Below are 25,601 nucleotides of genomic sequence, written 5' to 3'. Positions count from 1 at the left end.
AAAGGAGGAACCTGCTAACATGTTTCATTTAACCGTTGCCTATATTTTCATCTATGTGTGCCTCGGCTTGATTGCCCTAGGGATTCTGCTGTTGCTCCAGATGAAAATATCGCATAACCGGGAACTTCGGAACCGTGAAGCGTATGCGAAGAAGCATCATGACTACTTTGTGTACGTTCAGGCCAATCTGCAGGACAATGTCGAATTGAGGCTTCCGCCCGGCAAGCTGAAGAAGCTTGAAAAGAGAGTGATTCAGGATAAATTTATCGAGTGGATCGAGCAGTTTAAAGGCGATTACCGTCTCAAGCTGATCGAACTGTGCCGGGAGGCCGGCTTTGTGGAGGAGGACCTGAAAGCACTCCGCAGCATCCGGTACGGCCGGAGGCTGGAGGCGGCCTACCGTTTGGGAGGCATGCGCGCGCCGGAGGCGGTGCCGCTGCTGCAGAACATCCTGCAAAAACGCAAATACAGCTCGCTGTCGATCGTTATGGCCCGCTCCATTGCGAAAGCGGCGGATAACAGCGAGGATCTGCTCCAGATGCTGCGCGCCCTCTTGTCTCACGGCAAGCCGATCCATAACCTGGCGGCGGATATTATGCTGGAGACGGGGCTGGATTCGAGTGCGATTTTGCTCAAGCTGCTGAACGACTCCGATTCCGCGCTGGTCAAGGTGGGACTGGTGGCCATGTGGGGACAAGCTGTACCGGAAGTCATGCCGGTTCTGGGACGTTTGGTCGGTGCGGAAGAGAAGGACGTTCGCGCCGAAGCGGTCAAGCTGTATCTCACTACAAATCCAGCGCTCAAGGACGATACGATCGCCCAGCTGATGAGCGACCGAAGCTGGGAAGTCCGGGCCGAGGCGGCCAGAGCGCTTGGCCAGCTGCACGCCGCAGGCAGCATTCCGCTGCTGACCGATGCGCTCCGCGATTCCAGCTGGAAGGTGCGCTATAACAGCGCCGAGAGCTTGGCGGAGCTGGGAGAAGCCGGCTTTGAGGCCTTGTGCCAGGCCGCGCTGACCGGCGCCGGCATCCAGCGCGAGGCTGCTCTGCACCGGATCGAGCTGGTGATGGAAAAGGAGCGCGAGCACAGCGCGATCGAACAAATGGTGGCTTACAACAAGAAACGGCTTCTGTACGACCGTTATTTCGGCGTGAAGCAGCCGGCCAAACGGGTTGGCGGGGTAGCCGCTGTAGGAGGGGATTACTCTGCTTAGAGACATACTAATGTATTACGGCATGGTCGCCGTGTATTACGTCATGATCGTTAACATTTTGTACTTTACCATTATGATCCTGTCGTACCGGAACATCGGGACCATCTACCGGAGGTCCAAATATTCCAATTACAATACGCTGTCCGGCTCGGAGCTGGTGCCTCCGGTATCACTGCTGGTGCCGGCCTTCAATGAGGAACTGACCATCAGCGAGAACGTCAACTGCCTGCTGACGCTCAACTATCCGACCTACGAGGTCATCGTCATTAACGACGGGTCCAGCGACAATACGGTGGATGTGCTCATCAAGGAATTCCGGCTGAAGAAAATGCCGAATCCGGAGTTCCGGGGGACGATCGACACGCAGGAGATTCGAGGCGTTTATCATAATCCCGATTATCCCTCCCTGTTTGTAATAGATAAGGAAAACGGCGGCAAGGCCGATTCGCTGAATGCCGGTATCAACTTGTCGCATTATCCGCTGATCTCTTCGATCGACGCGGACTCGCTGCTGGAGAAGGATGCCCTGATCCGCATGGCCCGCATGTACATGGAGAATCCGGAGGAAATGGTGGCGATCGGCGGCGACGTGCGTATTGCCAACGGCTGTCTGATCGAGAACGGTGCGGTGCAGAAAGTGTCGCTGCCGCGCAAGATCTGGCCGATGTTCCAGTCCATCGAGTATATGAAAGCCTTCCTGGGCGGACGGATCGGCTGGAGCCATATGAACGGCCTGATCATTGTCTCGGGCGCGTTCGGCCTTTTCCGCAAGGACTATGTCATTGCTGTTGGCGGGTACCGCGGCGGTTATCCGGGAGAAGACATGAACATCATCATCAAGCTTCACCGGTACATGCTCAGCCATAAAATCCCGTACAAGGTAGCTTTTTGCCCTGAAGCGGTCTGCTGGACGCAGGCACCGGATACGTACAAGATTATCTCCAACCAGCGCAAGCGCTGGGGGCGGGGAAATCTGAAGAACATGATCGAGAACCGCGGAATGCTGTTCAATCCGAAGTACAAGGTCATGGGTATGATCACGATGCCATACAACGTCCTGTTTGAAACGTTAAACCCTTATTTTAGAATCACGGGCCTGTTGGCTCTGGTAGGATATACGCTGCTGGACATGACTCACTGGCGCATTCTATTGACTTTCTTCCTTCTGAACTTCCTGAGCGGCTATCTGCTCAGCGTCGGTGCCATCGTCCTGGAGGAAATCGCCTTCCGGCGATACAAGAAATTGTCCGATCTGTGGAAAATGCTGCTGTTCTCCGCGCTGAAGTTTTTCGGATACCATCAGCTCGGCGTGCTGTGGCGCGTCCAAGGACATATCCAGTATCTCCAGAACAACAATTCCTGGGGAACGATGACCCGGCAAAGCTGGAGCGAAGAAAGCAAAACGGCCTGATGGGCCCCGATTCAAAGATTTATACATTTGAGAGAGGTGGGAGTGGATTATGCCGCAAACCGTAACTTTACAGAGAGAACAGACGACCGATGTGTACCACCATCTGGGAGAACGTTTGAAGGAAACGTCGCCGGACACTTGCGGAATCATGTTTCTGTACAGCAGTGCGAACCCCCCGCAGCTGGAAGAGCGGGTTCGGGAGATTTTGCAGCATGGTTCCGGGCTCGACTATGAGGTGCTGAAGGATGCGCAAACCCGGACGCTGGCGATTCTGCTGCCGGGACTTACGCTGGATGCGGCCCATTACCAGGCGCTGCTTCTGAAGCAGCAGCTGCAGGAGACGGTGAAGGATGCAGATCCGCGGATTACGCTGGCCGTATTCCCGGGGCAGGTCGAACCTACGCCTGGCGTTCTCAAACAGATGGCCGAGTCCACAAAGCTCAGCACATCGTCCGATATTCATATATTTACGAAAGAGGAGGCCGCGGAAGAGGCCGGAAGAATTTTGATCGTCGACAATGACGCCACCGTCCGCGAGTTTCTCCAGATTCGTCTGAAAATGCAGGGCTACGAGACACTGGCCGCTCATGACGGCACGTCCGCCCTGGAACTGATCGAGAAATGGGAGCCGGATCTGGTGCTGACGGAGCTCAACCTTTACGGGATTGACGGGCTGCCGTTCATTCACCAAATCCAGCAGCTGCCGGTCGACAACACGCCGAAAATCGTCGTGCTGACCGAACAGCGCGTGGAGCAAACCATCAGCCAGTGCTTTAAACACGGAGTAGACGACTATGTGACCAAGCCTTTCTCTCCGGTAGAGCTGGATGCCCGTATACACCGGTGCTTTCACTAAATCATCCGCTTTTCTTGAGCGTTACTTAGCAGCATACCAAAACTTACATCTAATGGAGGTTGAGTGCTTGTGAATCACGAATATGAGCAGTTGTTGGAAGGAATTAAAACCAAAAAGGCCGTATTGGGCGTAGTAGGACTGGGATACGTAGGACTTCCGCTGGCCGTGGAAATGGTCAAGCAGGGCTTTACTGTAATCGGTATCGACGTGGATCCTGCGAAAATCGATAAAATCTATCAGGGCGAATCCTATATCACCGATATCTCTTCCGAAGACTTGGCCGCGGTCGTGGCTAGCGGACGCTTCAAGCCGACGACGGACTACAGCATGATCGCCGTCATCGACGCGCTCAGCATTTGCGTGCCGACACCGCTCAGCGAAAACCAAGATCCGGATACGTCCTACATTACGAGCGTTGTGGATCAAATCAAGCTGCACATGAAAAAAGGCATGCTGATTACCCTGGAAAGCACGACTTACCCGGGTACGACCGAAGAGCTGATCCAGACGGAAATCGAAGCGCTCGGCTACAAGGTGGGCGAAGACTTCTTCCTCTGCTTCTCTCCGGAGCGGGTGGACCCTTCCAATGTGCGCTTTAACACCTTCAATACGCCAAAAGTTATCGGCGGTACGACCGAGGCCTGCCTTGAGCTGGGGACGGCGCTCTACTCCCAGTATGTACAGACGGTGGTGCCTGTCACTTCGCCGAAAGTGGCCGAAATGTCCAAGCTGCTAGAAAACACGTTCCGCAGCGTAAACATCGCCTTCATCAACGAAATGGCCATGATGTGCGACCGCATGGGCATCGACATTTGGGAAGTCATCGACGCAGCGGCAACCAAGCCGTTCGGCTTTATGCCGTTCTATCCGGGTCCTGGCATCGGCGGACACTGCATTCCGCTCGATCCGATGTACCTGTCGTGGAAGGCAAAGGGCTTCCGCTTCTACAGCAAGTTTATCGAGCTGGCACAGTCGACCAACGACAACATGCCGTATTACGTTATCGGCAAGACGTCGACAATTCTGAACGAATACGCGAAGTCCATCAAGAAATCGTCGATTCTCATCCTCGGCATGGCTTACAAGCCGGACATCAGCGACCTGCGCGAATCTCCGGGGCTTGAAGTCTACGAGCTGTTCAAAGAGAACGGCGCGAACGTGGAATACTACGATCCGTACGCTGTCAGCTTCCGCGACAAACACGGCGAGACCGTGCACAGCGTAGCCTACGATCCGGCGCAGTTTAAAAAATACGACTGCATGGTGCTGATCACCAATCACAGCGGACTCGACTACGGCGAAATCGCGGCGATGGGCGTGCCGATCATCGATACGCGCAATGCATTCAAAAACTACACCCTGCCTCATATTTACAAAATCGGACATTCGGTGCAGCACGTGGAAGAGCCGGATGTGGCGTTAATCGTATAATAAAGGAGGGGATGGTTTGGGAGAGCTGCTCAAAAAAGCGAAAATCCCGGTGATCCTAGTCATCTGCGGCTTGCTGCTCCTGCCTCTCCTGTTAAAATCGTCATCGATGGAAGATCAAAAAGCGACCTGGCTGTGGGATACCGAGCTGATCAAGGATCCCGGCAAAATTATAGCATTCTGCAGGGAGCAGAACGTAGGCACGATCTTCCTTCAGGTTCAGAAAAAGGTTAGCGATGAGGACTACCGCCGCTTTATTGCGGCAGCCTATGAGGAAGGCATTGCCGTGCACGCGCTGGACGGGCAGCCCGATTGGGCCTATGAACGACAGAGCAGGCAGGCGGATCAATTTCTGCAGTGGGTGTTTGATTATAATGCAAAAGCAGCCCCGAGCGAGAAGTTTGCCGGCATCCAGCTGGATGTGGAGCCCTATCAGTTAAGACGCTGGCAGAGGGATCAGGACGGCGTAGTCCGCGAATGGAGCAGCAATGTGGAAAAATGGGTAGCCCAGGGCAAGGAGAAGGGCCTGTACATGAGTGCGGCCGTTCCCTTCTGGCTGGGCAACGTTAAGGATGCCAACGGCAGCGGGAACCTGAGCCGGTGGATGATCAGCCAGTTTGATGCCGTCGCCGTCATGTCGTACCGGGACAGTGGACGGAAGATTTACGATGTGGCCCGCGAGCAGTTGGATGAAGCGGACCAGCTCGGTAAATCGGTATGGATCGGCATGGAGCTGGGCGACACCGAAGAAGGTTCGCACATCACGTTTTTTGGCAAGGCCGTGCCTGTGATGGAGGAAGAGATGAAGTCTGTGAACAGTCTGGGCGACAGCCATCCTTCCTTTGCCGGACTGGCGGTACACCATTATGAAATTTGGCAGGACAAAATCGCTTCAGCGGCTTCGGACGAGAAGCCCGAGAAGTCCAATCAGTAAATGGAATCAGGCGTGCGAAGAGGGAAACCATTCGCACGCTTTTTTTCGTGGATGGAGAGCAGCCTCGGCACCGCACAAGGTTGAACGCACATCGCACACCGATATAAAAGGCCCCGCTTGCCGGGGGCTTCACTTCAGGCATCCGGATCCGGCAGCCGGATGCCGAGATAACGGCTGAGCACGAGGCCCGATTCCGCCTGCACGTACGTCCAGAGCATGGCGAACCGCCGCTGGTATCCGCGGCACAGGTACGACGCCTCAATGCCCTTGGCGGTCCGGGTTTCCTCGTAGACCCGAATGCCGCGGGCCTTCATCTCGCGGCGGATCGATGTCAGGCTTGCCATAATCTGATCCTGGATGGACGACAGGGCGCGGATATACAGCTGTGCCATCTTCAGCGGGACAGTGCCGATCAGGCGAACGTCCTGCTCCAACGCATCAAGCAAAACCACGTGCAGCAGGTAGGCTTTGACCAGACGGCCGTCTTCTTCCGAGGGGGCCGGAGGGGAGAGGGATGCTTTCATGAGGCATGGCACTTCCTTACTAACAGTATAGGAACATACGTTCTAATTATACTCATGTTAAGGCAAAAGTATTCGGGAAGGCAATAACGAATTTATGGAAGCGCGCAGAGTATCGGTCCGGACGGGTGGATTTGATATAATAAAGAGAAGCGTTTATCAAATGTACTCATAAGATTTACCACAGACGGGAAAGCGTGGAGCAGTGATGATAGCCGGGGAACGGTTGTCAGCTCCACAGAGGCCAAAATTTTATATTTTGCGATGAGACCCTGGTTAGCTTCGCAGAAGCGGTATTGAACAAAAGAAACTTGGAATCGCGGAACTTTAGGTTGGAGGAAGAATCATGTTTTTGAACAAAGGAGAAATATTATTCAGACAGGGGGACAGCGGGGAATTTTTATACCATATCAAGAGCGGTTTGTTCAAGGTAACACGGCGTCCATAAAAACGGGAACAGCGTTCTGTTTAACGTGCTTTATCCGGGGGAAACGGTGCCTCACCATTCGTTGATCACCCCAAAGGATATCCACGGTACGGCAACGGCCCTGATGCGCAGCGAAGTCGAGAAAATTCCGGCAGAGGAGTGGTACCGCGAGCTCCGTGAGCACCCGGAGAAGGCGCTTGAAATCGCCCTTTTGCTGCAGGAAAAGGTGCGCTTTATGCAGCAGCGGATCGACCACCTAACCGTCGGGACTCCGGCCGAGAGGCTGGCGCTGCTGACCGATTGGCTGGACAGCTACGCCCACGGTATCCACTTTACCGAGCTGCTGACCCAGGAGGAGATCGGCCAGCTGATCGGTGTACGCAGGGAAACGATCAACCGGCTGCTCCGAGGACATTGACATAACGCCATCCAGCCATCCGCCATACGCGAACGGTTCGGTAAACAAACAAAGGGGCTGCCCCATTCAGGTTCTCTGAACCTGGGGGCAGCCCCTTTGTGCATTTTAGTAAATCGTATTGGCCGGTTTGGAAATCGCATTTGCTAACTCAGCGCATCGCATTAGCTAACTCCGCGCATTGCATTGACGTTGCATTAGCCTCCAATGACACCGTAGTCCGATAGGCGGGGTTGTCCCGCGAGCTGACAAGCTAACCGAGCTTGGCCCGCCGCCGATACGTTAGTCGAGCTGGCCTGCCGGGCCGAAAAATTCGTAATGGATCCGCTCTGCGGGGATTCCCAGCTCCTTAAGGGCGCTGTAGACGGTGCGCATGAACGGAACCGGGCCGCAGAAGTAAAAATCAGCGTTTGGATCGACGATTTGCTGCAGCCATGCAGCGTCGATATATCCGGTTTTATGGCAGCTGTCGCCCTCAAGCGGTGTCTCATAACAGAGGTAGGAGGACATTTGCGGATGCGCGCCTTCAAGGTCGGCGATATGCTCCTTCATCGCATGATGGCTTCCGTTAATCGCGGCGTGAACATAAGTGACTTTACGGGCCGGCTGTTCTTTCAGCAGCGTCTCCAGCATGCTGACCATTGGCGTCAGGCCGACCCCGCCGCTGATCAGCACGACTGGAATGTCTTGGGTCTGATCCAGCGTAAACGTGCCCGCCGGTGCACTGATTTCAAGGACGGTGCCTTCTTGGGCGTGCCCGTGCAGATAGTTGGAGACGACGCCTGCCGGTTTACCTGGCGCGGCATCTTCGCGGCGCACAGAAATCCGGTAGGAAGAACCGCCCGGCGCAGCGGACAAGCTGTAGTGGCGGATCTGCGTATACGGCTGGCCTTCAGGCTGAACGCGGACCGTGATGTATTGTCCCGGCAAATAAGAGGCGATCGGTCCGCCGTCTTGCGGTTTTAAATAGAAGGAAGTGATCACTTCGCTCTCCTTCACTCTCCGTTCCACGACGAATGGGCGGAAACCGGACCAGCCTCCCGGTGCGGCTTCAGCTTCCCGGTACATTTCCGCTTCCACGCTGATAAATGCGTCTGCAATGACGCCGTAAGCCTCTTTCCAGGCTTCAAGAATTTCCGGCGTGGCCGCATCGCCAAGAACTTCCTTGATGGCCCCAAGCAAATACTGCCCGACGATCGGGTAATGCTCCGGCTTGATTTGCAGCGCCCGGTGCTTCTGCCCGATCTGCTTGACGGCTGGAATGATATCCTCGAGATGATCGATATGCGCGGCCGCGGCATAGACGGCGCCCGCCAAGGCGGCCGACTGCCGTCCTTGGCGCTGGTTGGCATGGTTGAATATGTTCAGAAGCTCTGGATGATCCTTGAAGAGATTGTTATAAAAGACGGATGTAATGGACTGTCCGTGTACTTCCAGTACCGGAACGGTCGATTTGATCGTATCAATGGTTTGTTGGCTCAGCATAAAGGGTTCCTTCTTTCAACGTAATATTTAACGATTTCATAAGTTAAGTATAGAAAAGCCGATTACCCTTTATTGTGATTTCAGTCACATAAAAAATTGACATTGTGTGAACTTGAATTTACGTTCTGAAGACATGATCCGACGGAATAGGGCATAGGATATGACACGGTATCACGGTATCATTCCTGAAATCTGGATGACAGCGCCTGTGGCATAGAAGCCCTTCTTTTAGATATAAGAAAGTTATAAGTTTCGGAGACTGGTTTCCTTATAACGCAACCAAAACTATCATATAAAAGCGGTCTGGCTTCTTGGAATGCACGACGATAGACGTTTCTAACGCATTCTCCTCAGCAAGCTGTTTAGCAGGCAGTGCAACTGTGGTATAATAAGTATAGAAGTTATCAAACAAAAGAAAGGATCAGGATACCATGTGTCCCCGAAGGAACATTCCCCAAAGGACGATTTGGAAACGTTATGATCTCTCTTACACTTAGCTTCCATCGTAGAGAACAAGCGCCCGGATATTGGGTTGTGACAAACTTCTCGCGAAAGAAGGAAGCTTAAGATGCGAAGGACTCGGTCCTACAGGTTTCTTCCCGCGGAAGTTAGTCGCGTCCCTGACCAACTAACTACGATGAGGGGTAACCTGTATGAGGAAGAAAGACCATGTAATTTCAACGCTTCGACCAATCGCTATTATGATGTTAGGTACTTTTTTGCTGGCTTTTACGTATTATCACATTAATTTTCAGAATCATCTGTCCGAGGGCGGCTTCGTTGGCCTGTCGCTGCTCGGCAAGTACGCATTCGGATTTGACCCGGCAGTGACCGTGCTGATCCTGGATATTCCGGTGATCCTCGTTGCGCTGCTGCTGAATGGACGCAAATTTATTGTGAACACGCTTGTGGCGACCGTTTCGTTTTCCGTTTTTTACGATCTGATGGAACGCTACTCTGCGCTTGACATCAATCTTCACGGCAACCTGCTGCTTGCAGCGCTGCTGTCAGGCGTCTTGTCCGGCTTTGCAACCGGACTGGTGCTGCGGTTCGGAGGAGCGACAGGCGGCGACGATATCGTGTCTCTGCTGCTCAGCCGTCTCACTGGCCTTAAAGTCGGCACCGTATTTATTCTGCTCGATGCGGTCGTCCTGCTCGTGTCCTTGTTCTACCTGCCTCTGCAGGAAACTTTGTTTACGATTTTGGCCGTGAGCATTGCAGGGAAAATGATTACGTATACGGTCTCGTTCCGTGCGCATCGTACCTCGCCGGCAGCGGGAGATGCTGCACCTAAGATGACCGCGGGTCAGAAACAGCCAGCAGCCAAACCCGTTCACAAAGTTCGGAGTGTCCACTGATAGATAACCGCCTGGTTCCTTAGGGAATCAGGCGGTTTGCTGTTTATGGCAGGTATGGCAGGGCGGGGGGGCACCGTAAGAAGCCTCCCCGCGAAGACATACCACGAATCGCTCGATTTTGCCGTCTTGCGTGAACGCTGGCATGAACAGGGTCACGAATAACTTCGATTGCTCTCGATTTTGCCGTCTTTGCCGTGAACGATGGCATGGACATCGTGTTTCGAGGCGTAGTCTTCCGCCTCGTCCATGGCTTCCTTCTTCGATCCAAAAGTCGACAAGGGCTTGTCTTTGCCTTCCACCTTGAGCGCCCATCCGTCCTCATGGGTGACGACATGGACGTCGGCATCGCCGCCCCGGCCGCTGCGGGAACGGGAAGTCTTGCCTGCGTGCTCGTCCCGCTCGTCATCCGAACGGCCGGATGCATGCTTCGATTGCCCTTCCTCACCGGCAGGGTGGTCCTCATTCCACTTTTCCGCCTGAGCGGTGCCGATGGCAATGGCGCGCCCTTCCTCATAGCCTTCCTCGAGCAGCGCATTGGCGATTTCGACCGCCTTATTCCGCACCCGGGGCTCCAGGTTTTTCATGGATACAGGGTAATCATGCTTATTCCAAGGCATTGTCAATCCCTCCAAACCAGTTCTCGTTTACCCCTATATTACCCGGCGCCGCGCGAATCAAACGATGTTCATCCGCCCGATATGCATTATAATGGAAAAGATTGAGAATAAAGGAGTGAGGAATCGTGATGATGCAGATGCTGCTGGTACTGCTCTTGACGGGGATCATCCATACCGTGGACAGCCTTTCCTATGCTCTGCGGCTCGGCGGGCTGCGCAGCCGGCGGATTACACTGGCCCTGTCCTTGTCGGGGCTGCTTGTGATCGTGTCGAGGACTTCCAACATGGCGCAGGGGCCGATGGTCGGCAGCATGGTGGACAAGGCGCTGGCGTCTGCCTCCTTTCATTTGGAGTCGAGGCTGCATTGGATCATCGCCGCCGCCACAGCCGGTACAGCCGCAGCCATGCTGCTGTTTCCGAGCGTGGTGCGGATTTGCTCGCGGCTGGTCGTCCATTTGGAGGCTGCCGGTTCCATCCCGCAAATGGTAAGGCAGCTGACTGCCGGGCGAAAATGGAAGAATGGGGCGGCGTATGTCAAGCTGCCGAATCTCCAGATGCTTCGCAGCCTTTTTCAAGGCCGCCTACCCAGGCGCCTGATGGCGATCAATATGGCCGTCACGGCCATTTATACCGTCGGCGTGCTGTCCGCGCTGTATGCCGCCTATCTATGGCCGGAATCCCGGCTGGCGGCATCGACCTCCTCCGGTCTGATCAACGGGGTGGCGACAATTCTGCTGACGCTGCTCGTCGATCCGCGGATCGCCCTGATGTCGGACCGGACGCTGCGGGGAGAGTCGCGTCTGGGGCGGATGAATCAGGTGCTCGGCCTGATGCTCGTATCCCGTTGCGCCGGGACGATCGCGGCCCAGCTGCTGCTCGTTCCCTGTGCATTCTGGATCGGCTGGCTTATCTCCGGCTGACCTAATGCAGCCGGAAAAAAGGAAAGCGCATGAAAAAGAGGGTAAGGCTGCAAGCCTTACCCTCTTTTCGTATAAAGAACGAACCCCAGCGCCTATCGCTTGCTGGTCTCAAAATAGAACGGCAGTGCCGTTTATTCAAACAGCACTTTATATTCGGAATATCCTTCCTTATCCAGGTCTTCCTTCGGAATAAAGCGAAGCGCCGCGGAGTTGATGCAGTAGCGGAGGCCATCCGGCCCCGGCCCATCGTCAAAAACATGGCCCAGATGGGAATCCGAGCCTTTGCTGCGCACTTCGGTCCGTACCATCATATGGCTCAGGTCCAGCTTCTCTTTAATGGAGTAGTCGCGGATCGGCCGGGTAAAGCTCGGCCAGCCGCAGCCCGAGTCATACTTGTCCGTGGAGCTGAACAGCGGCTCGCCGGACACGATGTCGACGTAAATGCCGTCGCCGTGATGATCCCAGAACTCGTTTTGGAACGGCCGCTCCGTGGCGTTGTTCTGGGTGACTTCGTATTGAAGCGGCGTCAGGCGCTGTTTCAGCTCTTCCTTGTTTATCTTGGGAGCCCAGTGCTTCTCCAGGAAGTCATCGCGGCCCGATCCTTTCCGGTACCGTTTGTAATGTCCCGGGTTTTTTTTGTGGTAGTCCTGATGGTAATCTTCCGCTTCATAGAACGGGCCGGCAGGCAAAATCGGCGTAACGATCGGCTTGTCAAAGCGGCCGCTTCTTTCGAGCGCCTGCTTGGACGCTTCGGCCTTCTCGCGCTGCTCCTCGCTGTGATAGAAAATAGCGGTCTGGTAGGAAGAGCCGCGATCGTAGAACTGCCCGCCCGCATCGGTTGGATCGATCTGCTGCCAGAATAGCTCGAGCAGCTTTTCATAAGGAAAAATGTCCGGGTTGAACGTAATCTGCACCGCTTCCACATGCCCTGTCGTTTCAGAGCATACTTCCTCGTAAGTCGGGTTCGGCTTATGGCCGCCGGTATATCCGGACACGATGCTGACGATACCCGGCAGCTCCTCAAACGGGGTTACCATGCACCAAAAGCATCCACCCGCAAAAGTGGCTTTATGTTCAACTGGCTGTACGTCGCTCATGATATCACTCCGTTTCTTTCAAATCGTAAGTAAGGTGTACTTGTACAACTCCATTATAATCCATCCGCGCAAGGGAACCAAGGTGCCCAGTTATTTCGGTCTCGTGCGGGAGAGGCGGCGGTACATTACCGCGATCAGTCCGAGCAAGAGGACATAAGCGGATGCCGCAGCGGCGGAGATCCACGGGTGCGCAGACAGATTGCCGCCCAGGTAGGCATATAACAGGATGCCCGGCACTTTGCCGATCCCGGAAGCGGCGGTGTAGCTCCAGAAGGGAAGCGCCGCGGCCCCGGCGAATATATTGACCGCCATCTGCGGAACGATCGGAATAACCCGCGCGGCGGCGATACTGACAAACGGATGCGCTTCAATGAATGCGGTGAAAGTCTGCAGCGGCTTGATCCGTTCCAGATACCTCCTGCCCCGGTCCCGAAACAGATAGCGGACAAGTCCGTACAGAATCGTGGCCGCCAGCATCGTTCCGATCCAGGAGACGACCGCCGCCCACAGGGTACCATAAGCGTAACCGAGCGCTGCGATGACCAGCTTATAGGGAACGACAGGGAACAGGGCGACCAGGGCGGCAATTCCGACCAGCAGAAGGAAGGACGGCCTTTCGCCCAGCGCCTCCATGATCGCGTCCCGGTACAGGAAAGCCCAAACGAGCAGAAGGATGTACAAGAGGGGAAGCAGCCATTTTTTCATGGTGATTTCCTTTCCACTTAGCCTATAATCTCCATCATACCAAAAATTAATGAATAAAAATCATAGTAATTGCCTTAGAGTTTTGCTATAATGGTTCCAACAAGTGAATAGTTCCCAAAGGGGAGTAGCTCATGCAATAAAGTCGTCATTACGGGATCGGTATCCCCGGCTTTATTGGCAACGATTATGTTGTTTTGCGAGACCTTTGCCTGATTTTTCATTAGGTAAAGGTCTTTTTTGGTGGGCAAAAAGCGCCATTTTACCTAATGAAGGTAAGGGGCGCTTTTTTTAGTGCGGCGACTAATCATTCTATCTCAAACAACAGAAAGGTGGAAATCGTATGGAATTGTTTACTATGGCATTTTGGGCAGCGCTCATGTCCATTGTCATCATTGACCTGGTTCTTGCCGGCGATAACGCCATTGTAATCGGACTCGCCGCACGGAACGTCAAAAAAGAAGACCAGAAAAAAGTCATTATTTGGGGGACCGTCGGTGCTGTCGTCATCCGGGTTATCGCTACGCTGCTCGTCGTGCAGCTGCTGCTGATTCCGGGACTGCGGCTTGTCGGGGGAATCGCGCTTGTATGGATCGCGTATAAGCTGCTGATTGACGAAAAAAAGCACGACATATCCGCAGGCAACCAAATGTGGGCGGCCATCCGCACGATCATTATCGCCGATGCCATGATGGGTCTCGACAACGTGCTGGCGGTAGCCGGAGCGGCCCATGGAGACTTCCTGCTCGTCATTATCGGACTGGCGATTTCGGTACCGATTATGGTATGGGGCAGCACGATTATTCTGAAGCTGACGGAACGCTTCCCGGTCATTATTACGATCGGTGCGGCGGTGCTCGCCTGGACGGCGTCCAAAATGCTGGTGGAAGAGCCGCTGATTCACGACTGGTTTGCCAGCCCGATCCTGAAATACGGATTTGAAGTGGTGGTCATTGCCGCCGTCGTTGCTTTGGGACTGATGACCAAAAAGAAAAAGCAGAAGGAAAACCGGGCGGCAGAGTCGATGTAACGGCTTAAATTTGCCGGCCAAAAGCGGTATAATGGGTATCTGTCCGGCATGTCCGGAAGGTTCGTTGGATTGAAGAAAGGTGGACCCAAGGCATGAATGTAATAAACCATAAGCGGAAGGTTGCGCTGGCGGGGCTCGGGGACATCGCCCACAAGGTATATCTTCCGCTGCTGGCCCAGCACGAGAAGGTGGAGGTTGCCGGGGTGATGAGCCGCTCCGAAGCTACGGTGCAGCGCGTGACGCAGACTTACCGGTTTCCTCAGGGGACGACCGATTTGGAAGAACTGCTGTCATGGGACCTGGACGCCGTTTTTGTCCACAGCCCGACAGAAACCCATTATGACGTGGTCAAAGCCTGTTTGGAACGCGGGGTATCCGTCTATGTCGACAAGCCGCTGACGACGGATCTTACCAAGTCCAGGGAACTGGCCGCTCTGGCTTCAAAGAAAGGAATGCTGCTAGCGGTAGGCTTTAACCGTCGTTTTGCTCCATTATATGTGCGGGCAAAGGCATGGGTCGAGGAGACCGGCGGATTTGTCCAGGCCGCTGCAGCCAAGCACCGGACCACCCTGCAGAAGGGGAGCAGCAGCGACACGATTTACGACGATCTGATCCATATGCTGGACCTGCTGCTCTGGCTGGGCGGAGGTGATTACGAGCTGCTTCATCACCATCTAAGCGAAGATGAACAGGGCCGGCTGCTGCACACCTCCGGCGAGTTGGGCCTCGGCCGGAACGTCACAGGAAGGTACAGTATGATCCGGCAGGCCGGGGCGGATATGGAGAAGCTCGAGCTGCACGGAAGCGGCCGGTCGGCGGAAATGGTTAATCTGGAGCATGCGATTCTGTATGAACATGGAAGGCCGCCCGAGACCCGCGAATTTGGAAGCTGGGATACGATCCTGCATCGGCGCGGCTTCAGCGGGGCCGTAGATCATTTTCTGGAACATCTTGCTTCTCCGGAAGACTGTACTATTCGCGCCGAGCGGGTCATGCGCAGCCATGAGCTGGCATCGAGACTGGCGGAGCAGCTGAAGGGGGGGACTGACAATGGATGAACGGCAGAAGTCGCTGGAAGAAGGCATCGTGGAAAGCTACCGGCAGGATGAGGATATGATGATTCTGGTTTTTGCCCAGTGGTGCGTCAATCACGGATTGGACCCCCTGGAGCTGTACCGGCAGGCGTACCCGCAGCAGGGTGACAACGAGCGACTGCAGCGGGTGCTGGACCTGACCGTACCTAAAGAGGAGGCCGGGCCGATTCCGGACGATACTGTGCTTGGCGTGTTGTCGCTGTTCGGCAACGAAGACTTGGCGTTTGTCGTATCCGAAACGATCGCGGCGAGAGCCAAAAAATAAGCACCAGCAATTTTGGCTGCAGCATTGTATGGTAAAAGCAGCCCAGAAGCCATGCCCCATATCCGGGGCATGGCTTCTTTGCTCATAGGTCGGGAGAGCGTTATTTGCGGCCGGTATAACTCGCGGATGCTTCCAGCGCACTTTTCACCGCCTTCAAATATTGATAGCCGTGATGCTGGTCCGGTTCAAGGTAAGCTCCCTCCGCCCATTCGTTCCAGGCGTTGATAAACAGAAACTCGCTGCGGTACAGCCGGCTTGCCCTTTCGATCTGTCTCGCCAGATACCAGCCGAACTTGCGCGGGGAAGCCCCCATGCTGCTTTGCCCGTTTACGCCGAGGCGCGGCGTGTTGTCCCAGTTGACGAAAGCGCCCGGGAAAATCGTCTCCCCGGCGCGATGAGGCGAACGGTTCAATATGTTTTCCCAGACATGATCATAATCCACAACGATGTGCGGGTCGCCGCCGTACGTATTGACATAGCTCCAGATTTGCTGGGAACGGCTGTGACTGAACGTATAGTGCGGTTCGAACTCCAGGCTTGCTTCGAAGCCAGCTTGGTTGGGAAGGGGGAACCCCCCCAGCGTGCGCACAAAATAGATGCCTTCAAGCCCGTTTCTCCGGGCCAAATCGTTCCATAACCGGATCATCTCATCGCAGCGGGGGATGTTCCCGGGCCGATAGATGATAAACATCGGTTTCTCCTGAACACGGATGTATCTCTCATCCCGGAAGGCATCCAGCAGCGCATAAAAGTGCTCTTCCCAGTCATGTTCATCCCCGTATTCCTGCGGCATCAGCAGGTGATGATCACCGCCGTCCCACCTCCGGGTCCACGGCTCGTTGGCCCAGGACAGGCAGAACGGGATCCGGGGCTCACCCAGCCGCAGCACTTCGTTAAAAGGCTTTTCGAGCAGCCGCTTTCCTTTGAACCAGTAGTGGTAATAACAAAAGCCGTAAATCCCGTAGGATTGGGCGGTGTCCGCCTGCCACATCCGCGTGGCAGGGTCGGTCAAATCGTAGTAATACTGATCGAAGGGCTCATTGGGCTGCCTGTGCCCCGGGTACAAGGGGACGGCCTTTCGGGTATTTGTCCACTCTGTAAAACCCTCCCCCCACCACAAATCGTTTTCGGGTATCGGGTGAAACTGCGGAAGTAAAAATGCGATAAGCTTCAAGTTGACTTACCTCCCATACAACTTCGACGGCGGCTCAATCCTGATCCCGGCAGGCTGCCCGGACGGGTTGCATTCCTAGCGCCGAGCGGCGAGATGGAGCAGCTTCAGCACCATTTGCAGGCACGAATTGCGGTATTTGCTGCCGTACAGAGCGTTGGTCGACACATACCGCATGAGCTCGGGCCGATCCCAATAATAGCCGAGTTTTTCCTGCAGGTCGCCAGCGGAGCGGAAGATGACGATATCTTCGTCCGGCCGCGTGTACTCGTATAGATTGGGATCGTTCTCCGCCAGCAGAAAGCCTCCGCACGCGCCAATGGCCAAAACCTGCCCGGGCTCCGGCTGCGCATAAATGATTACGGTGGCCCCGTTATAATATTCATGGATATCGGCCAGCGGCCGCACGCAGGTTACGCCGTCTTCGGTCTGCCATCCTAAGCCCATGGCAAACACTTTTTTGTCCGCGAGCAGCGGCTTCATGCCGGCGAACATCTCCCGGGTACGCGGATCCGCATTTCCGATGAACAGAATGTCGGATTGATAAGCGGTGTTCACGGTTTTGGGGAAATACACGGATGGATCCGCGGCAAAAGGCAAATATACGATCTGCTTGCAGCCCATATAGCGGTATAGAGGAATGTGGTTGATATTTTGCGTGAATATGAGGTCGAATGCATCCGCAATCGAAGGCAGCTGTTCGGCAGGCGCGGCGGCATCCGCCAGACCGCTTTTACTGGGGAGCCGGACAGGACCGGATCCCGCAATTCGTCAAAAAAGTTCGCATCGGGATTGCCGAGCACCAGCAGGAGATCGAACGGAATGGCAGTCAGCCCTGCGGGCAGGGTATAGAGGTGCTTCACGGGAGCGGCCGCCTGTGTGACCAGCCTGAGCCCGTCAAGAATGGACTGTTCGGTATGCCAATGACTATCTTCCGAGAGCAGCGACCGCACAAGAACTTTCATTTGTTTGGTATCCACCGGGCCCGGGGGTTTGCGTGCTCCGTCCAATTCAGCGAGAACGGTTGGCGCCGCGGCCGGTTGTTCGGAAGGGACGGCTTCCGTTTCGGCAGACACGGGGGGGCCTGGCAGACTTGGGGCCGCGCCGGGAAGGGGAGCTGGTGCCTGCGGTGTTCCTCCGCCGTTTTTCTTCAGCACGCGGACCACCATTTTGGCGATGCGCTGCTCGGTAACGGGATGCAAACGGATCTGGGTGCGGCGGGATCGCTCGCGGCTCCTTTTTTTGTTCATGGCGTTTGATTTCCCTCCTCATCACCTTAGCATAGTGTCATTCCAGTGTATGGTTGTATCACGAAAGCTGGCCCCCGGACACCTGACCTGAAAAGGAATAAAAGGGCGGGGTGCTGAAGCCGGCAGCACGAAAAAACCGGCGCTTATCCGCGCCGGCTTCAGCCTGTCTTATCCGATGTTCTAGTTCGGCGAACGGACGCCGATCCCGGTCTGGATCTGCTCCCTGTTCTCCATGCGGTATTCCTTGGGCGACTTGCCGAACCGGGACCGGAATACCCGGTGGAAATACGTATAGCTGCCGAATCCCGAAGTTTCCGCAATGTCTTCGAGCGACATCGGACTAAACACGATCCGCTCACGTGCCATTTCCAGCCGGACGTCCAGCGTATATTGCATAATGCTCGTCCCGAAGGCCTCCTTAAACAGATGGACCGCCCTCGAGACGCTGATGCCGACATGTGAAGCGACATCCTCCAGCTTGAAGGATAACGAGGCGTGTTCTTCAATAAAATGCTTCATGCGGTAAGCGAGGTACGTTCTCGGGGTCGTGGAGGGATGCTCGCTAAGGAGGCGGTCCGTTTCGAGGCATAAAATCCGCATATAGTATCCGGATATTTCGGGATACGGGTTGGACATTCTCCGCTGCTCCAGCACGATCTGGCGGAACAGGCTGATCAGGCTCTCGTTAAGCGGGACGCGGATGCGCGTCGGCCGTTTCTGCTTGGCCCACCACTGGTCGATCCATTCCCCGCCGAAGAAAATATGATAGTCGCCGCTTTCTACGGCAAGCTCGCCCTGAGCGTTCGGCTCCTCGCCGATCAACAGCTCGTACGGCTCGTCAGGGGAATAAATCAACAGATCGCCCGATTCGACGGGAACAAGCTCACCGTCTACCAGTGCGCGGCATCTTCCGTCGGTCTGCAGACGCATGAGGTAATTTTTAACGCCGTCCATCTCGCTCATGTAGAACGGTTTATGATGAAATGAAAATCCTGCTGTATAAATGTGCACTGAATCTTGGGTGGACATGATAGGGCTCCCTTTGCAATCCAAAAAATAATGACCAGATTGTTCATGTTTCGATCATATAATTCATTTTAATATAAATAAATTCGGAATACCATGTTACTAGATTGTTGAATACGCATTCAGCATCGTAAGGAGTGACTTTCGTGGAGAACAAAATGAAAGCCGGCATTATCGGCTGCGGCAACATCAGTGCCATTTACCTGGAGAATTTGAAGAAAAGCCCGGTTGTTGAAGTGGTGGCGGTTGCCGATCTGGTGACTGAACGCGCCCAAGCGCGGGCTGAAGAGTTTGGGATTGCAAACGCATACACCGTGGATGAGCTGCTCGGTGACAAAGAGATTGAGCTCGTCATCAACCTGACGATTCCCGGCAGCCATGCCTCCATCGATTTGGCCGCGCTTGAAGCCGGCAAGCATGTATACGCAGAGAAGCCGCTGGCAACCTCGCTGCAGGACGGCAAGCGCGTGGTTGAACTGGCCGAGCAGAAAGGCCTGCGCGCCGGAAGCGCGCCGGATACGTTCCTCGGATCAGGCGTGCAGACCGCCAAAGCGGCGATCGAAGCCGGGAAGATCGGCATACCGGTGGCGGCAACCGCATTTATGATGGGCGGCGGCCCGGAGGGGTGGCATCCGGACCCTGAATTTTTCTACGCGCCGGGCGGCGGTCCGATGCTGGACATGGGTCCGTATTACCTGACGGCGCTGGTTGAGCTGCTGGGCTCGATCCGCCGGATCAGCGCCTCGGTAGGTGCCCAGATCCCGATGCGGACCATCGGCTCGGGGCCGAAGAGCGGCCAGCAGATTCAGGTGCAGACACCGACCCATCTGGCAGGCACCATCGATTTTAAACAAGGCGCCATCGCCACGATGATAACCAGCTTTGATATTAAAGCCGGGGCCAATCTGCCGTGGATTGAAATTTACGGTACGGAAGGAACGCTCAGCCTGCCGGATCCGAACTTCTTTAACGGCGACGTCAAGCTTCGCCGCAGCGGTTCCAGCGAATGGGAAGTGCTGACGCCCGTTTTTGAGAGCACCCAGAACGAACGCGGCCGCGGTGTAAACGACATGGTCGAAGCGATCCGCTCGGGGCGTAATCACCGGGCCAACGGCAACCTGGCCTACCACGTGCTGGAAGCCATGTATGCTTTTGAAGAGTCATCCATCAGCGGCAGCCATGTCGTACTTGCGAGCAGCCATGAATAACGGTCATCCCAATAAGGTGACCTATAAGCGAATACAGGGGTGAACCAATATGTTGAAGCTTGGCCTGCAGTTATATACGGTTCGTGAAGAAATGGAAAAGGATTTTGAGGGTACGTTGAAGAAAGTAGCAGAGCTGGGTTATCAGGGCGTGGAATTCCACACCTTCTTCGGACGCTCCAGCGCCGAGGTCAAGAAGCTGCTGGACGAGAACGGTCTGGTTGCCATCGGGACCCATACGCCGTACGACCGGATGCAAAACGCACTGGACGAGGAAATCGCCTATAACAAGGAGATCGGCAACAGCAGCCTGATCGTTCCTTACCTTGGTGAGGAGCAGCGCAAGTGGGACGAGGTGTTTGACAACCTGAAGCGTATCGGTGAGAAATGCGCCGCGCAGGGGGCCACACTGCTGTACCATAACCACGATTTTGAATTTACGGAAACACGCGGCGAGGAAACGGTATTCGACGCGATGTACGAAGCGGTGCCCGCCGACCTGCTGAAGGTGGAGCTGGATACGTGCTGGGTATATTTTGCCGGCTACGATCCGGTGGAGTACATCGAGAAGTATGCGGGACGCCTTCCGATTGTGCACTGGAAGGACGTCAAGCGGAAAGAGGACGGCACGCCGCAGACGGTCGAGCTCGGCGCAGGCGAAGTCAACCTGGAAGCCGTAGCCGAAGCAGCGGATCAAGCCGGCGTGGAATGGATCGTTGTGGAGCAGGATTTCTGTGAAAGACCACCGCTCGAAAGCATTGCAGCCAGCATGGAATGGATCAAATCTTATGCCAGAAACGGAGGACCCGTAAATGTCTAGCTCAAGCAAAACCCTGAAAATCGGCATCATCGGCTGCGGAGGAATCGCAAACGGCAAGCATATGCCGAGTCTCAAGAAGCAGCCTCAGGCGGAAATGGTTGCGTTCTGCGATATCGTGCAAGAGCGCGCAGAGAAGGCCGCTGCCGAATTCGGCGCAGAAGGCGCCAAAGTGTATACAGATTTCCGCGAACTGCTGAAGGACGCAAGCATCGACGTCATTCATGTATGTACGCCGAACGATTCCCACTCCGTCATTTCGGTGGCGGCACTGGAATCCGGCAAGCATGTCATGTGCGAGAAGCCGATGGCCAAGACGGCCGCCGAGGCCAAAGCGATGGTGGAAGCCGCCAAGCGCACCGGCAAGAAGCTGACGATCGGCTACCAGAACCGCTTCCGCAACGACAGCCAATACTTGAAGGAGCTGTGCGAGAACGGGGAGCTCGGCGACATTTATTACGGTAAAGCGCTGGCCATCCGCCGCCGTGCCGTTCCGACCTGGGGCGTGTTCCTTGACGAAGAGAAGCAGGGCGGAGGACCGCTGATCGATATCGGCACCCACGCGCTCGACCTGACGCTGTGGCTGATGGACAACTATAAGCCGAAGAGCGTGCTCGGGAGCACCTTCCACAAGCTGGGCCATAAAGAGAATGCGGCCAACGCGTTCGGCCCGTGGGACCCGGAAGAGTTCAAGGTGGAGGATTCCGCATTCGGTTTCATCACGATGCAGAACGGCGCAACGATCGTGCTGGAGTCCAGCTGGGCGCTGAACGTCGTGGAAACCGGAGAAGCGAAGACGGTTCTTGCCGGCACGGAAGGCGGGGCTGACATGAAGGACGGCCTGCGCATCAACGGTGAGAAAATGAGCCGCCTCTATGAAACCACGGTGGATCTGAACGCCGGCGGCGTAGCCTTCTACTCCGGATCGGCAGAGACCGATGCCGACAAGGAGCAGCGCCTGTGGCTCGAAGCCATCCTGGAAGATAAAGAGCCGGTGGTCAAGCCGGAGCAGGCCTATGTGGTCACGCAGATCCTCGAAGCCATTTACGAGTCTGCCAAAACAGGCAAAGCCGTTTATTTTGAGGAATAGTCATCCTTTGCATAGAAGCAATTATTTATAGCTACGATAACCAAGAATGAGGAGGAGTACACTTGAAACTGGGAGTATTTATGGTATTGTTTGGTGGACGCAAACTGGAGGACGCTTTGGACTATGTCGTCTCCAAAGGATTGAAGGCTGTTGAAATCGGAACAGGGGGCAATCCCGGCAACGCGCACTGCAAGCCGGCGGAGCTGCTGAAGGACGAAGCCGCATTGAAGCAATTCAAGGACGCAATCGAATCCCGCGGCCTGACGATCAGCTCGCTGAGCTGCCACGGCAACCCGCTGCATCCGCAGAAGCATCTGGCTCAGGCCGACCACGAGGATTTCGTGAACTCGGTGCTGCTGGCTGAGAAATTGGGCGTTGAAGTGGTCACCACGTTCTCCGGATGCCCTGGCGACCATGAGGATGCCAAATATCCGAACTGGCCGGTAGCGCCTTGGCCAAACGATTATCAGGAAGTGCTCGCATGGCAGTGGGAGAACAAAGTCATCCCTTACTGGACCGAACAAGCGAAGTTTGCCAAAGAGCATAACGTAAAAATCGCGCTTGAGCTCCACGGCGGATTCTCGGTGCATACACCAGCGACACTGCTCCGCCTGCGCGAAGCTGCCGGCGAAACGATCGGCGCCAACCTGGATCCGAGCCACATGTGGTGGCAGGGCATCGATCCGGTGCAGGCGATCCACATTTTGGGCCGTGAGGGTGCGATCCATCACTTCCATGCAAAGGATACCGTGATCGATCCGATCAATGTTAACAAATACGGCTTGACCGATATGCAGTCCTACACGAACATGCTGGACCGCGCTTGGCAGTTCCGCAGCGTAGGCTACGGACACGATGTGAAAACGTGGGCTGACATTATCAGCGCACTGCGCCTCGTCGGCTATGATTATGTCGTCAGCATCGAGCATGAAGACGGCCTGATGTCTGTTGAAGAAGGCTTCTCCAAAGCCGTTCAAAACCTGCAGCAAGTACTTATTGAAGAGCCACTCGGCGAGATGTGGTGGGTCTAGGGGGATAAACCATTGATTAATGTAACCATTTGGAACGAATTCGTTCATGAAAATATTCACGACGAAGTGAAGGCAGTCTATCCGGAAGGCATTCATGCCGCACTGGCCGCAGGGCTGGACGGCAACGGCTTTGCGATTACAACGGCGACGCTGGATCAGCCGGAGCATGGATTGACCGAAGAAGTGCTGAATGCCACGGACGTGCTCGTATGGTGGGGCCATATGGCCCACGACCAGGTCAGCGACGAAGTGGTGGCGCGTGTCGTAAAACGCGTGCTTGGCGGAATGGGACTCATCGTGCTGCACTCCGGCCATTTCTCCAAACCGTTTAAAGCGTTGATGGGAACCTCCTGCGACCTCAAGTGGAGAGAAGCAGGGGAGCAGGAAATCATTTGGAACGTGAACCCGTCCCATCCGATTTCCATGGGCATTGACGCCAAGATTATCCTCGAGCATGAGGAAATGTACGGCGAATTTTTCGATATTCCGGCTCCGGATGAGCTCGTGTTTATCAGTAATTTCGAAGGCGGCGAAGTGTTCAGAAGCGGATGCACCTTCCGCAGAGGCCAAGGGAAGATCTTCTATTTCCGTCCAGGCCATGAGACGTTCCCGACCTATTACCAGCCGGAAATCCTGAAAGTCATCGCCAACGCGATCAATTGGGCGTATCCTCTCCAAACGTCGGCTCCGGTATTCGGCAACATGCAGCCGGTCAGAGAGCTGAAGCCGGCGGCAGTATTGTAAGCTTTCGCAAGGCGCATCAGCCTAAAGCGGCGGTCCAACCGCCGCTTTTTTGCTTGCTTGCAGAGCATGCATGATTTTCGGATGATCTGCAAATCATGGGATCAGCAAGGAATCGGGAGTCCCATTTTGCAAGGGAAAGAACATTTGCGGAGCTTTCCAGCAGTTGTCTTGTTTCATTTTGCGCAAAAATGTGGTAAAATGAAATATACTAACTTAATGTAAGCGTTCATGAGACGTAACTGTTTACATGGATTCTGTAAAGAGGTGAAGATCATGAATCAACAACAATTTAACATGTGTCCGCGATTCGAAAATGCTTTCTCCATATTAGGAAAACGCTGGAACGGCTTGATCGTTTTTTCCCTGATGGATGGTCCGAAACGGTTCAAGGATATATCGAAATTAATTCCTTCGATGAGCGATAAGATGCTGTCCGAACGCATGAAAGACTTAGAAACGGAAGGAATTCTGGTTCGGCACGTTTATCCCGAAACGCCTGTCCGTATCGAATATGAGCTGACGGATAAAGGCCGAGCGCTGCGTCCCGTTATGGAGCAGGTTCAAGAGTGGGCAGAACAGTGGGTTGAGCTGTAAAACCGTCCGAAAGGTACGGTTCTGCGGGAACCCCGTTAACGACAAACCTTCCTTCCATTAAGGAGGGTTTTTGTTAATTATAGGAAAAGACTTGCACCAAATGACGGAGTCTGTAGTATAATTGGTAAAAAACTGCCTTTTCGGCGTATAAGGAGGCGGATGACGATGAGGAAGATCATACTCTCCCAGGGAATCGGGTACGGCAAGGACGATGTACACGAGCTTGAAAGCGCTTCGGTCAAGGTTCGGGGCATTTATGACAAGACACTCAGCATGCTGAGCCGGTATTGGCCGGAATCGATTTGGAAACGCTGGACCTTAGACAGGCCTGCTCAGGCGTCACCTGCCGACGAAGACAAAGACAAGAGCAGTACGATTTTTCAGAAATGGATTCAAGGTCCTACGGGCTGGAAATGCATCGGCTGTGAGCGGCATAATGTCGAGAGCCTTGATGCGAATCATGCCTCGGACGGAACGTCCAAGCATGAATACATCTTTCACAACGGCCGGCATCAGAGCATGCTGCTGCAGGTCATCATCTGGTCCCAGTACGAAGAAATCACCATGTTTCACCCCTTTCTCGGCGACACTCCTTTTTTCACAGAAGAAGAACTGGAGGTCATCTCCACTTATTTTGTGCCTACCTATGTCCATGAAGCCCCTCTGATCCAGCTTGGCAAAAGTTACAAGAAACACAACACGAAATTTCCGATCTACCAGGAATATATTTCAGCTCCGCCGCTGATGCTGCAGTTTGGGGGAGAGGTGCTGGAGGGCACGTGGATGACAGGCGTATACGTGGACCAGGCGAATTTTCTCGGTTTGGGCCCTTATTTGAAAAATACCGACGGCACACGGACATTCATGGAGCCTCTTATCGATTAATAGGAAACATCTGCA

The 25,601-nt window shown here is 54.7% G+C and carries 26 protein-coding genes and 1 pseudogene; 18 read left to right on the top strand and 9 right to left on the bottom strand.

All coding sequences use genetic code 11. From position 1 onward, the window contains the following. The first annotated feature begins 19 nt into the window (after positions 1-19). The 5 genes from ABIE48_RS20720 to ABIE48_RS20700 all read left to right on the top strand — a co-directional run bounded on the left by ABIE48_RS20720 (position 20) and on the right by ABIE48_RS20700 (position 5,842). Complete coding sequence (locus ABIE48_RS20720) at positions 20-1,213, top strand: HEAT repeat domain-containing protein (protein WP_105444596.1); 1,194 nt, start codon at positions 20-22, stop codon at positions 1,211-1,213. 43 nt (positions 1,214-1,256) lie between these two features. Continuing rightward, positions 1,257-2,624 (top strand): glycosyltransferase family 2 protein, encoded by a 1,368-nt coding sequence (locus ABIE48_RS20715; RefSeq protein WP_186325989.1) that lies wholly within the window; start codon positions 1,257-1,259, stop codon positions 2,622-2,624. 49 nt (positions 2,625-2,673) lie between these two features. Then, a complete protein-coding gene (locus ABIE48_RS20710; protein WP_145023743.1) occupies positions 2,674-3,480 on the top strand; it encodes a response regulator in 807 nt (268 codons plus the stop codon). Between the two features lie 69 nt (positions 3,481-3,549). Next, positions 3,550-4,911, top strand: coding sequence for a nucleotide sugar dehydrogenase (locus tag ABIE48_RS20705; RefSeq protein WP_076169958.1), 1,362 nt, complete (start codon positions 3,550-3,552; stop codon positions 4,909-4,911). Between the two features lie 16 nt (positions 4,912-4,927). Continuing rightward, a complete protein-coding gene (locus ABIE48_RS20700; RefSeq protein WP_145023745.1) occupies positions 4,928-5,842 on the top strand; it encodes a hypothetical protein in 915 nt (304 codons plus the stop codon). A gap of 134 nt (positions 5,843-5,976) precedes the next feature. Here ABIE48_RS20700 and ABIE48_RS20695 read toward each other — a convergent pair whose 3' ends face one another. Further along, entirely contained in the window at positions 5,977-6,366 is a 390-nt protein-coding gene (locus ABIE48_RS20695) for a YhjD family protein (protein ID WP_145023747.1), read from the bottom strand. A 343-nt stretch (positions 6,367-6,709) separates the two neighbouring features. Between ABIE48_RS20695 and ABIE48_RS20690 the strand changes: the two are divergent. After that, positions 6,710-7,208: pseudogene (locus tag ABIE48_RS20690) on the top strand (Crp/Fnr family transcriptional regulator). A gap of 279 nt (positions 7,209-7,487) precedes the next feature. Here the strand turns inward: ABIE48_RS20690 and hmpA are convergent. Continuing rightward, positions 7,488-8,690, bottom strand: a complete 1,203-nt coding sequence (gene hmpA, locus ABIE48_RS20685; protein WP_192715654.1) for an NO-inducible flavohemoprotein — start codon at positions 8,688-8,690, stop codon at positions 7,488-7,490. A 653-nt stretch (positions 8,691-9,343) separates the two neighbouring features. Here hmpA and ABIE48_RS20680 point away from each other — a divergent pair. Beyond that, positions 9,344-10,048 carry a YitT family protein gene (locus ABIE48_RS20680; protein WP_192715653.1) on the top strand — a complete coding sequence of 235 codons (705 nt, stop codon included), beginning with the start codon at positions 9,344-9,346 and terminating at the stop codon, positions 10,046-10,048. A gap of 152 nt (positions 10,049-10,200) precedes the next feature. On the opposite strand, the gene ABIE48_RS20675 is transcribed toward ABIE48_RS20680, so the two are convergent. Beyond that, entirely contained in the window at positions 10,201-10,665 is a 465-nt protein-coding gene (locus ABIE48_RS20675) for a DUF2188 domain-containing protein (protein WP_076169964.1), read from the bottom strand. Positions 10,666-10,793: 128 nt separating this feature from the next. On the opposite strand from ABIE48_RS20675, the gene ABIE48_RS20670 reads away from it, so the two are divergent. Further along, the gene (locus tag ABIE48_RS20670) at positions 10,794-11,585 is read left to right on the top strand and encodes a lipid II flippase Amj family protein (protein WP_192715859.1); all 792 of its coding nucleotides are present in this window, start codon (positions 10,794-10,796) and stop codon (positions 11,583-11,585) included. 131 nt (positions 11,586-11,716) lie between these two features. Here the strand turns inward: ABIE48_RS20670 and msrA are convergent, their stop codons facing one another. Both msrA and ABIE48_RS20660 read right to left on the bottom strand, forming a co-directional pair. Then, complete coding sequence (msrA, locus tag ABIE48_RS20665) at positions 11,717-12,682, bottom strand: peptide-methionine (S)-S-oxide reductase MsrA (protein ID WP_192715652.1); 966 nt, start codon at positions 12,680-12,682, stop codon at positions 11,717-11,719. A 90-nt stretch (positions 12,683-12,772) separates the two neighbouring features. Beyond that, positions 12,773-13,387, bottom strand: coding sequence for a TVP38/TMEM64 family protein (locus ABIE48_RS20660; RefSeq protein WP_192715651.1), 615 nt, complete (start codon positions 13,385-13,387; stop codon positions 12,773-12,775). A 340-nt stretch (positions 13,388-13,727) separates the two neighbouring features. On the opposite strand from ABIE48_RS20660, the gene ABIE48_RS20655 reads away from it, so the two are divergent. The 3 genes from ABIE48_RS20655 to ABIE48_RS20645 all read left to right on the top strand — a co-directional run bounded on the left by ABIE48_RS20655 (position 13,728) and on the right by ABIE48_RS20645 (position 15,773). Next, positions 13,728-14,414, top strand: a complete 687-nt coding sequence (locus tag ABIE48_RS20655; protein WP_076169968.1) for a TerC family protein — start codon at positions 13,728-13,730, stop codon at positions 14,412-14,414. Between the two features lie 92 nt (positions 14,415-14,506). Beyond that, positions 14,507-15,472: a Gfo/Idh/MocA family protein gene (locus ABIE48_RS20650; protein WP_192715650.1), complete on the top strand. Its 966-nt coding sequence runs from the start codon at positions 14,507-14,509 to the stop codon at positions 15,470-15,472. Continuing rightward, positions 15,465-15,773, top strand: a complete 309-nt coding sequence (locus ABIE48_RS20645; RefSeq protein ID WP_076169969.1) for a hypothetical protein — start codon at positions 15,465-15,467, stop codon at positions 15,771-15,773. Before ABIE48_RS20650 ends, ABIE48_RS20645 begins: the two co-directional genes overlap by 8 nt. A 100-nt stretch (positions 15,774-15,873) precedes the next feature. Here ABIE48_RS20645 and ABIE48_RS20640 read toward each other — a convergent pair whose 3' ends face one another. The 4 genes from ABIE48_RS20640 to ABIE48_RS20625 form a co-directional block, all read right to left on the bottom strand. Beyond that, on the bottom strand, positions 15,874-16,947 hold the full coding sequence (locus ABIE48_RS20640; RefSeq protein ID WP_145023757.1) for a glycosyltransferase WbsX family protein: 1,074 nt from the start codon (positions 16,945-16,947) through the stop codon (positions 15,874-15,876). Between the two features lie 75 nt (positions 16,948-17,022). Further along, positions 17,023-17,544: a glycosyltransferase family protein gene (locus ABIE48_RS20635; RefSeq protein ID WP_483312660.1), complete on the bottom strand. Its 522-nt coding sequence runs from the start codon at positions 17,542-17,544 to the stop codon at positions 17,023-17,025. Then, positions 17,499-18,194 carry a hypothetical protein gene (locus tag ABIE48_RS20630; RefSeq protein WP_192715648.1) on the bottom strand — a complete coding sequence of 232 codons (696 nt, stop codon included), beginning with the start codon at positions 18,192-18,194 and terminating at the stop codon, positions 17,499-17,501. Before ABIE48_RS20630 ends, ABIE48_RS20635 begins: the two co-directional genes overlap by 46 nt. 180 nt (positions 18,195-18,374) lie before the next feature. Continuing rightward, complete coding sequence (locus ABIE48_RS20625; protein WP_076169972.1) at positions 18,375-19,223, bottom strand: AraC family transcriptional regulator; 849 nt, start codon at positions 19,221-19,223, stop codon at positions 18,375-18,377. 155 nt (positions 19,224-19,378) lie between these two features. Here ABIE48_RS20625 and ABIE48_RS20620 point away from each other — a divergent pair, with 155 nt between their 5' ends. The 7 genes from ABIE48_RS20620 (at position 19,379) to ABIE48_RS20590 (ending at position 25,586) form a co-directional block, all read left to right on the top strand. Further along, positions 19,379-20,428: a Gfo/Idh/MocA family protein gene (locus ABIE48_RS20620; protein ID WP_192715858.1), complete on the top strand. Its 1,050-nt coding sequence runs from the start codon at positions 19,379-19,381 to the stop codon at positions 20,426-20,428. Between the two features lie 49 nt (positions 20,429-20,477). Further along, positions 20,478-21,245: a sugar phosphate isomerase/epimerase family protein gene (locus tag ABIE48_RS20615; RefSeq protein WP_145023761.1), complete on the top strand. Its 768-nt coding sequence runs from the start codon at positions 20,478-20,480 to the stop codon at positions 21,243-21,245. Continuing rightward, positions 21,238-22,332 carry a Gfo/Idh/MocA family protein gene (locus ABIE48_RS20610; RefSeq protein WP_192715647.1) on the top strand — a complete coding sequence of 365 codons (1,095 nt, stop codon included), beginning with the start codon at positions 21,238-21,240 and terminating at the stop codon, positions 22,330-22,332. Before ABIE48_RS20615 ends, ABIE48_RS20610 begins: the two co-directional genes overlap by 8 nt. Positions 22,333-22,394: 62 nt before the next feature. Further along, a complete protein-coding gene (locus tag ABIE48_RS20605; RefSeq protein WP_089548117.1) occupies positions 22,395-23,363 on the top strand; it encodes a sugar phosphate isomerase/epimerase family protein in 969 nt (322 codons plus the stop codon). A gap of 12 nt (positions 23,364-23,375) precedes the next feature. Next, the gene (locus tag ABIE48_RS20600) at positions 23,376-24,107 is read left to right on the top strand and encodes a ThuA domain-containing protein (protein ID WP_145023765.1); all 732 of its coding nucleotides are present in this window, start codon (positions 23,376-23,378) and stop codon (positions 24,105-24,107) included. Between the two features lie 273 nt (positions 24,108-24,380). Beyond that, complete coding sequence (locus ABIE48_RS20595) at positions 24,381-24,701, top strand: winged helix-turn-helix transcriptional regulator (RefSeq protein WP_076169977.1); 321 nt, start codon at positions 24,381-24,383, stop codon at positions 24,699-24,701. 165 nt (positions 24,702-24,866) lie between these two features. Next, positions 24,867-25,586 (top strand): hypothetical protein, encoded by a 720-nt coding sequence (locus ABIE48_RS20590; protein ID WP_145023767.1) that lies wholly within the window; start codon positions 24,867-24,869, stop codon positions 25,584-25,586. Positions 25,587-25,601: the final 15 nt, after the last annotated feature.

The sequence above is a fragment of the Paenibacillus sp. OAE614 genome, assembly GCF_040546645.1.
GTDB classification, from domain to species: domain Bacteria; phylum Bacillota; class Bacilli; order Paenibacillales; family Paenibacillaceae; genus Paenibacillus_AQ; species Paenibacillus_AQ favisporus.
The sequence above is the reverse complement of the archived record's forward strand: the minus strand, read 5'-3'. Positions and strand labels throughout refer to the sequence as shown.

Coding starts and splice junctions, on each gene's coding strand:
- ABIE48_RS20650 (WP_192715650.1), top strand. CDS start 14,507: ATGAATGTAATAAACCATAAGCGGAAGGTTGCGCTGGCGGGGCTCGGG.
- ABIE48_RS20595 (WP_076169977.1), top strand. CDS start 24,381: ATGAATCAACAACAATTTAACATGTGTCCGCGATTCGAAAATGCTTTC.
- ABIE48_RS20645 (WP_076169969.1), top strand. CDS start 15,465: ATGGATGAACGGCAGAAGTCGCTGGAAGAAGGCATCGTGGAAAGCTAC.
- ABIE48_RS20630 (WP_192715648.1), bottom strand. CDS start 18,194: ATGAACAAAAAAAGGAGCCGCGAGCGATCCCGCCGCACCCAGATCCGT.
- ABIE48_RS20710 (WP_145023743.1), top strand. CDS start 2,674: ATGCCGCAAACCGTAACTTTACAGAGAGAACAGACGACCGATGTGTAC.
- ABIE48_RS20675 (WP_076169964.1), bottom strand. CDS start 10,665: ATGCCTTGGAATAAGCATGATTACCCTGTATCCATGAAAAACCTGGAG.
- msrA (WP_192715652.1), bottom strand. CDS start 12,682: ATGAGCGACGTACAGCCAGTTGAACATAAAGCCACTTTTGCGGGTGGA.
- ABIE48_RS20695 (WP_145023747.1), bottom strand. CDS start 6,366: ATGAAAGCATCCCTCTCCCCTCCGGCCCCCTCGGAAGAAGACGGCCGT.
- ABIE48_RS20615 (WP_145023761.1), top strand. CDS start 20,478: ATGTTGAAGCTTGGCCTGCAGTTATATACGGTTCGTGAAGAAATGGAA.
- hmpA (WP_192715654.1), bottom strand. CDS start 8,690: ATGCTGAGCCAACAAACCATTGATACGATCAAATCGACCGTTCCGGTA.
- ABIE48_RS20670 (WP_192715859.1), top strand. CDS start 10,794: ATGATGCAGATGCTGCTGGTACTGCTCTTGACGGGGATCATCCATACC.
- ABIE48_RS20610 (WP_192715647.1), top strand. CDS start 21,238: ATGTCTAGCTCAAGCAAAACCCTGAAAATCGGCATCATCGGCTGCGGA.
- ABIE48_RS20660 (WP_192715651.1), bottom strand. CDS start 13,387: ATGAAAAAATGGCTGCTTCCCCTCTTGTACATCCTTCTGCTCGTTTGG.
- ABIE48_RS20625 (WP_076169972.1), bottom strand. CDS start 19,223: ATGTCCACCCAAGATTCAGTGCACATTTATACAGCAGGATTTTCATTT.
- ABIE48_RS20620 (WP_192715858.1), top strand. CDS start 19,379: ATGAAAGCCGGCATTATCGGCTGCGGCAACATCAGTGCCATTTACCTG.
- ABIE48_RS20715 (WP_186325989.1), top strand. CDS start 1,257: ATGATCGTTAACATTTTGTACTTTACCATTATGATCCTGTCGTACCGG.
- ABIE48_RS20720 (WP_105444596.1), top strand. CDS start 20: ATGTTTCATTTAACCGTTGCCTATATTTTCATCTATGTGTGCCTCGGC.
- ABIE48_RS20680 (WP_192715653.1), top strand. CDS start 9,344: ATGAGGAAGAAAGACCATGTAATTTCAACGCTTCGACCAATCGCTATT.
- ABIE48_RS20655 (WP_076169968.1), top strand. CDS start 13,728: ATGGAATTGTTTACTATGGCATTTTGGGCAGCGCTCATGTCCATTGTC.
- ABIE48_RS20590 (WP_145023767.1), top strand. CDS start 24,867: ATGAGGAAGATCATACTCTCCCAGGGAATCGGGTACGGCAAGGACGAT.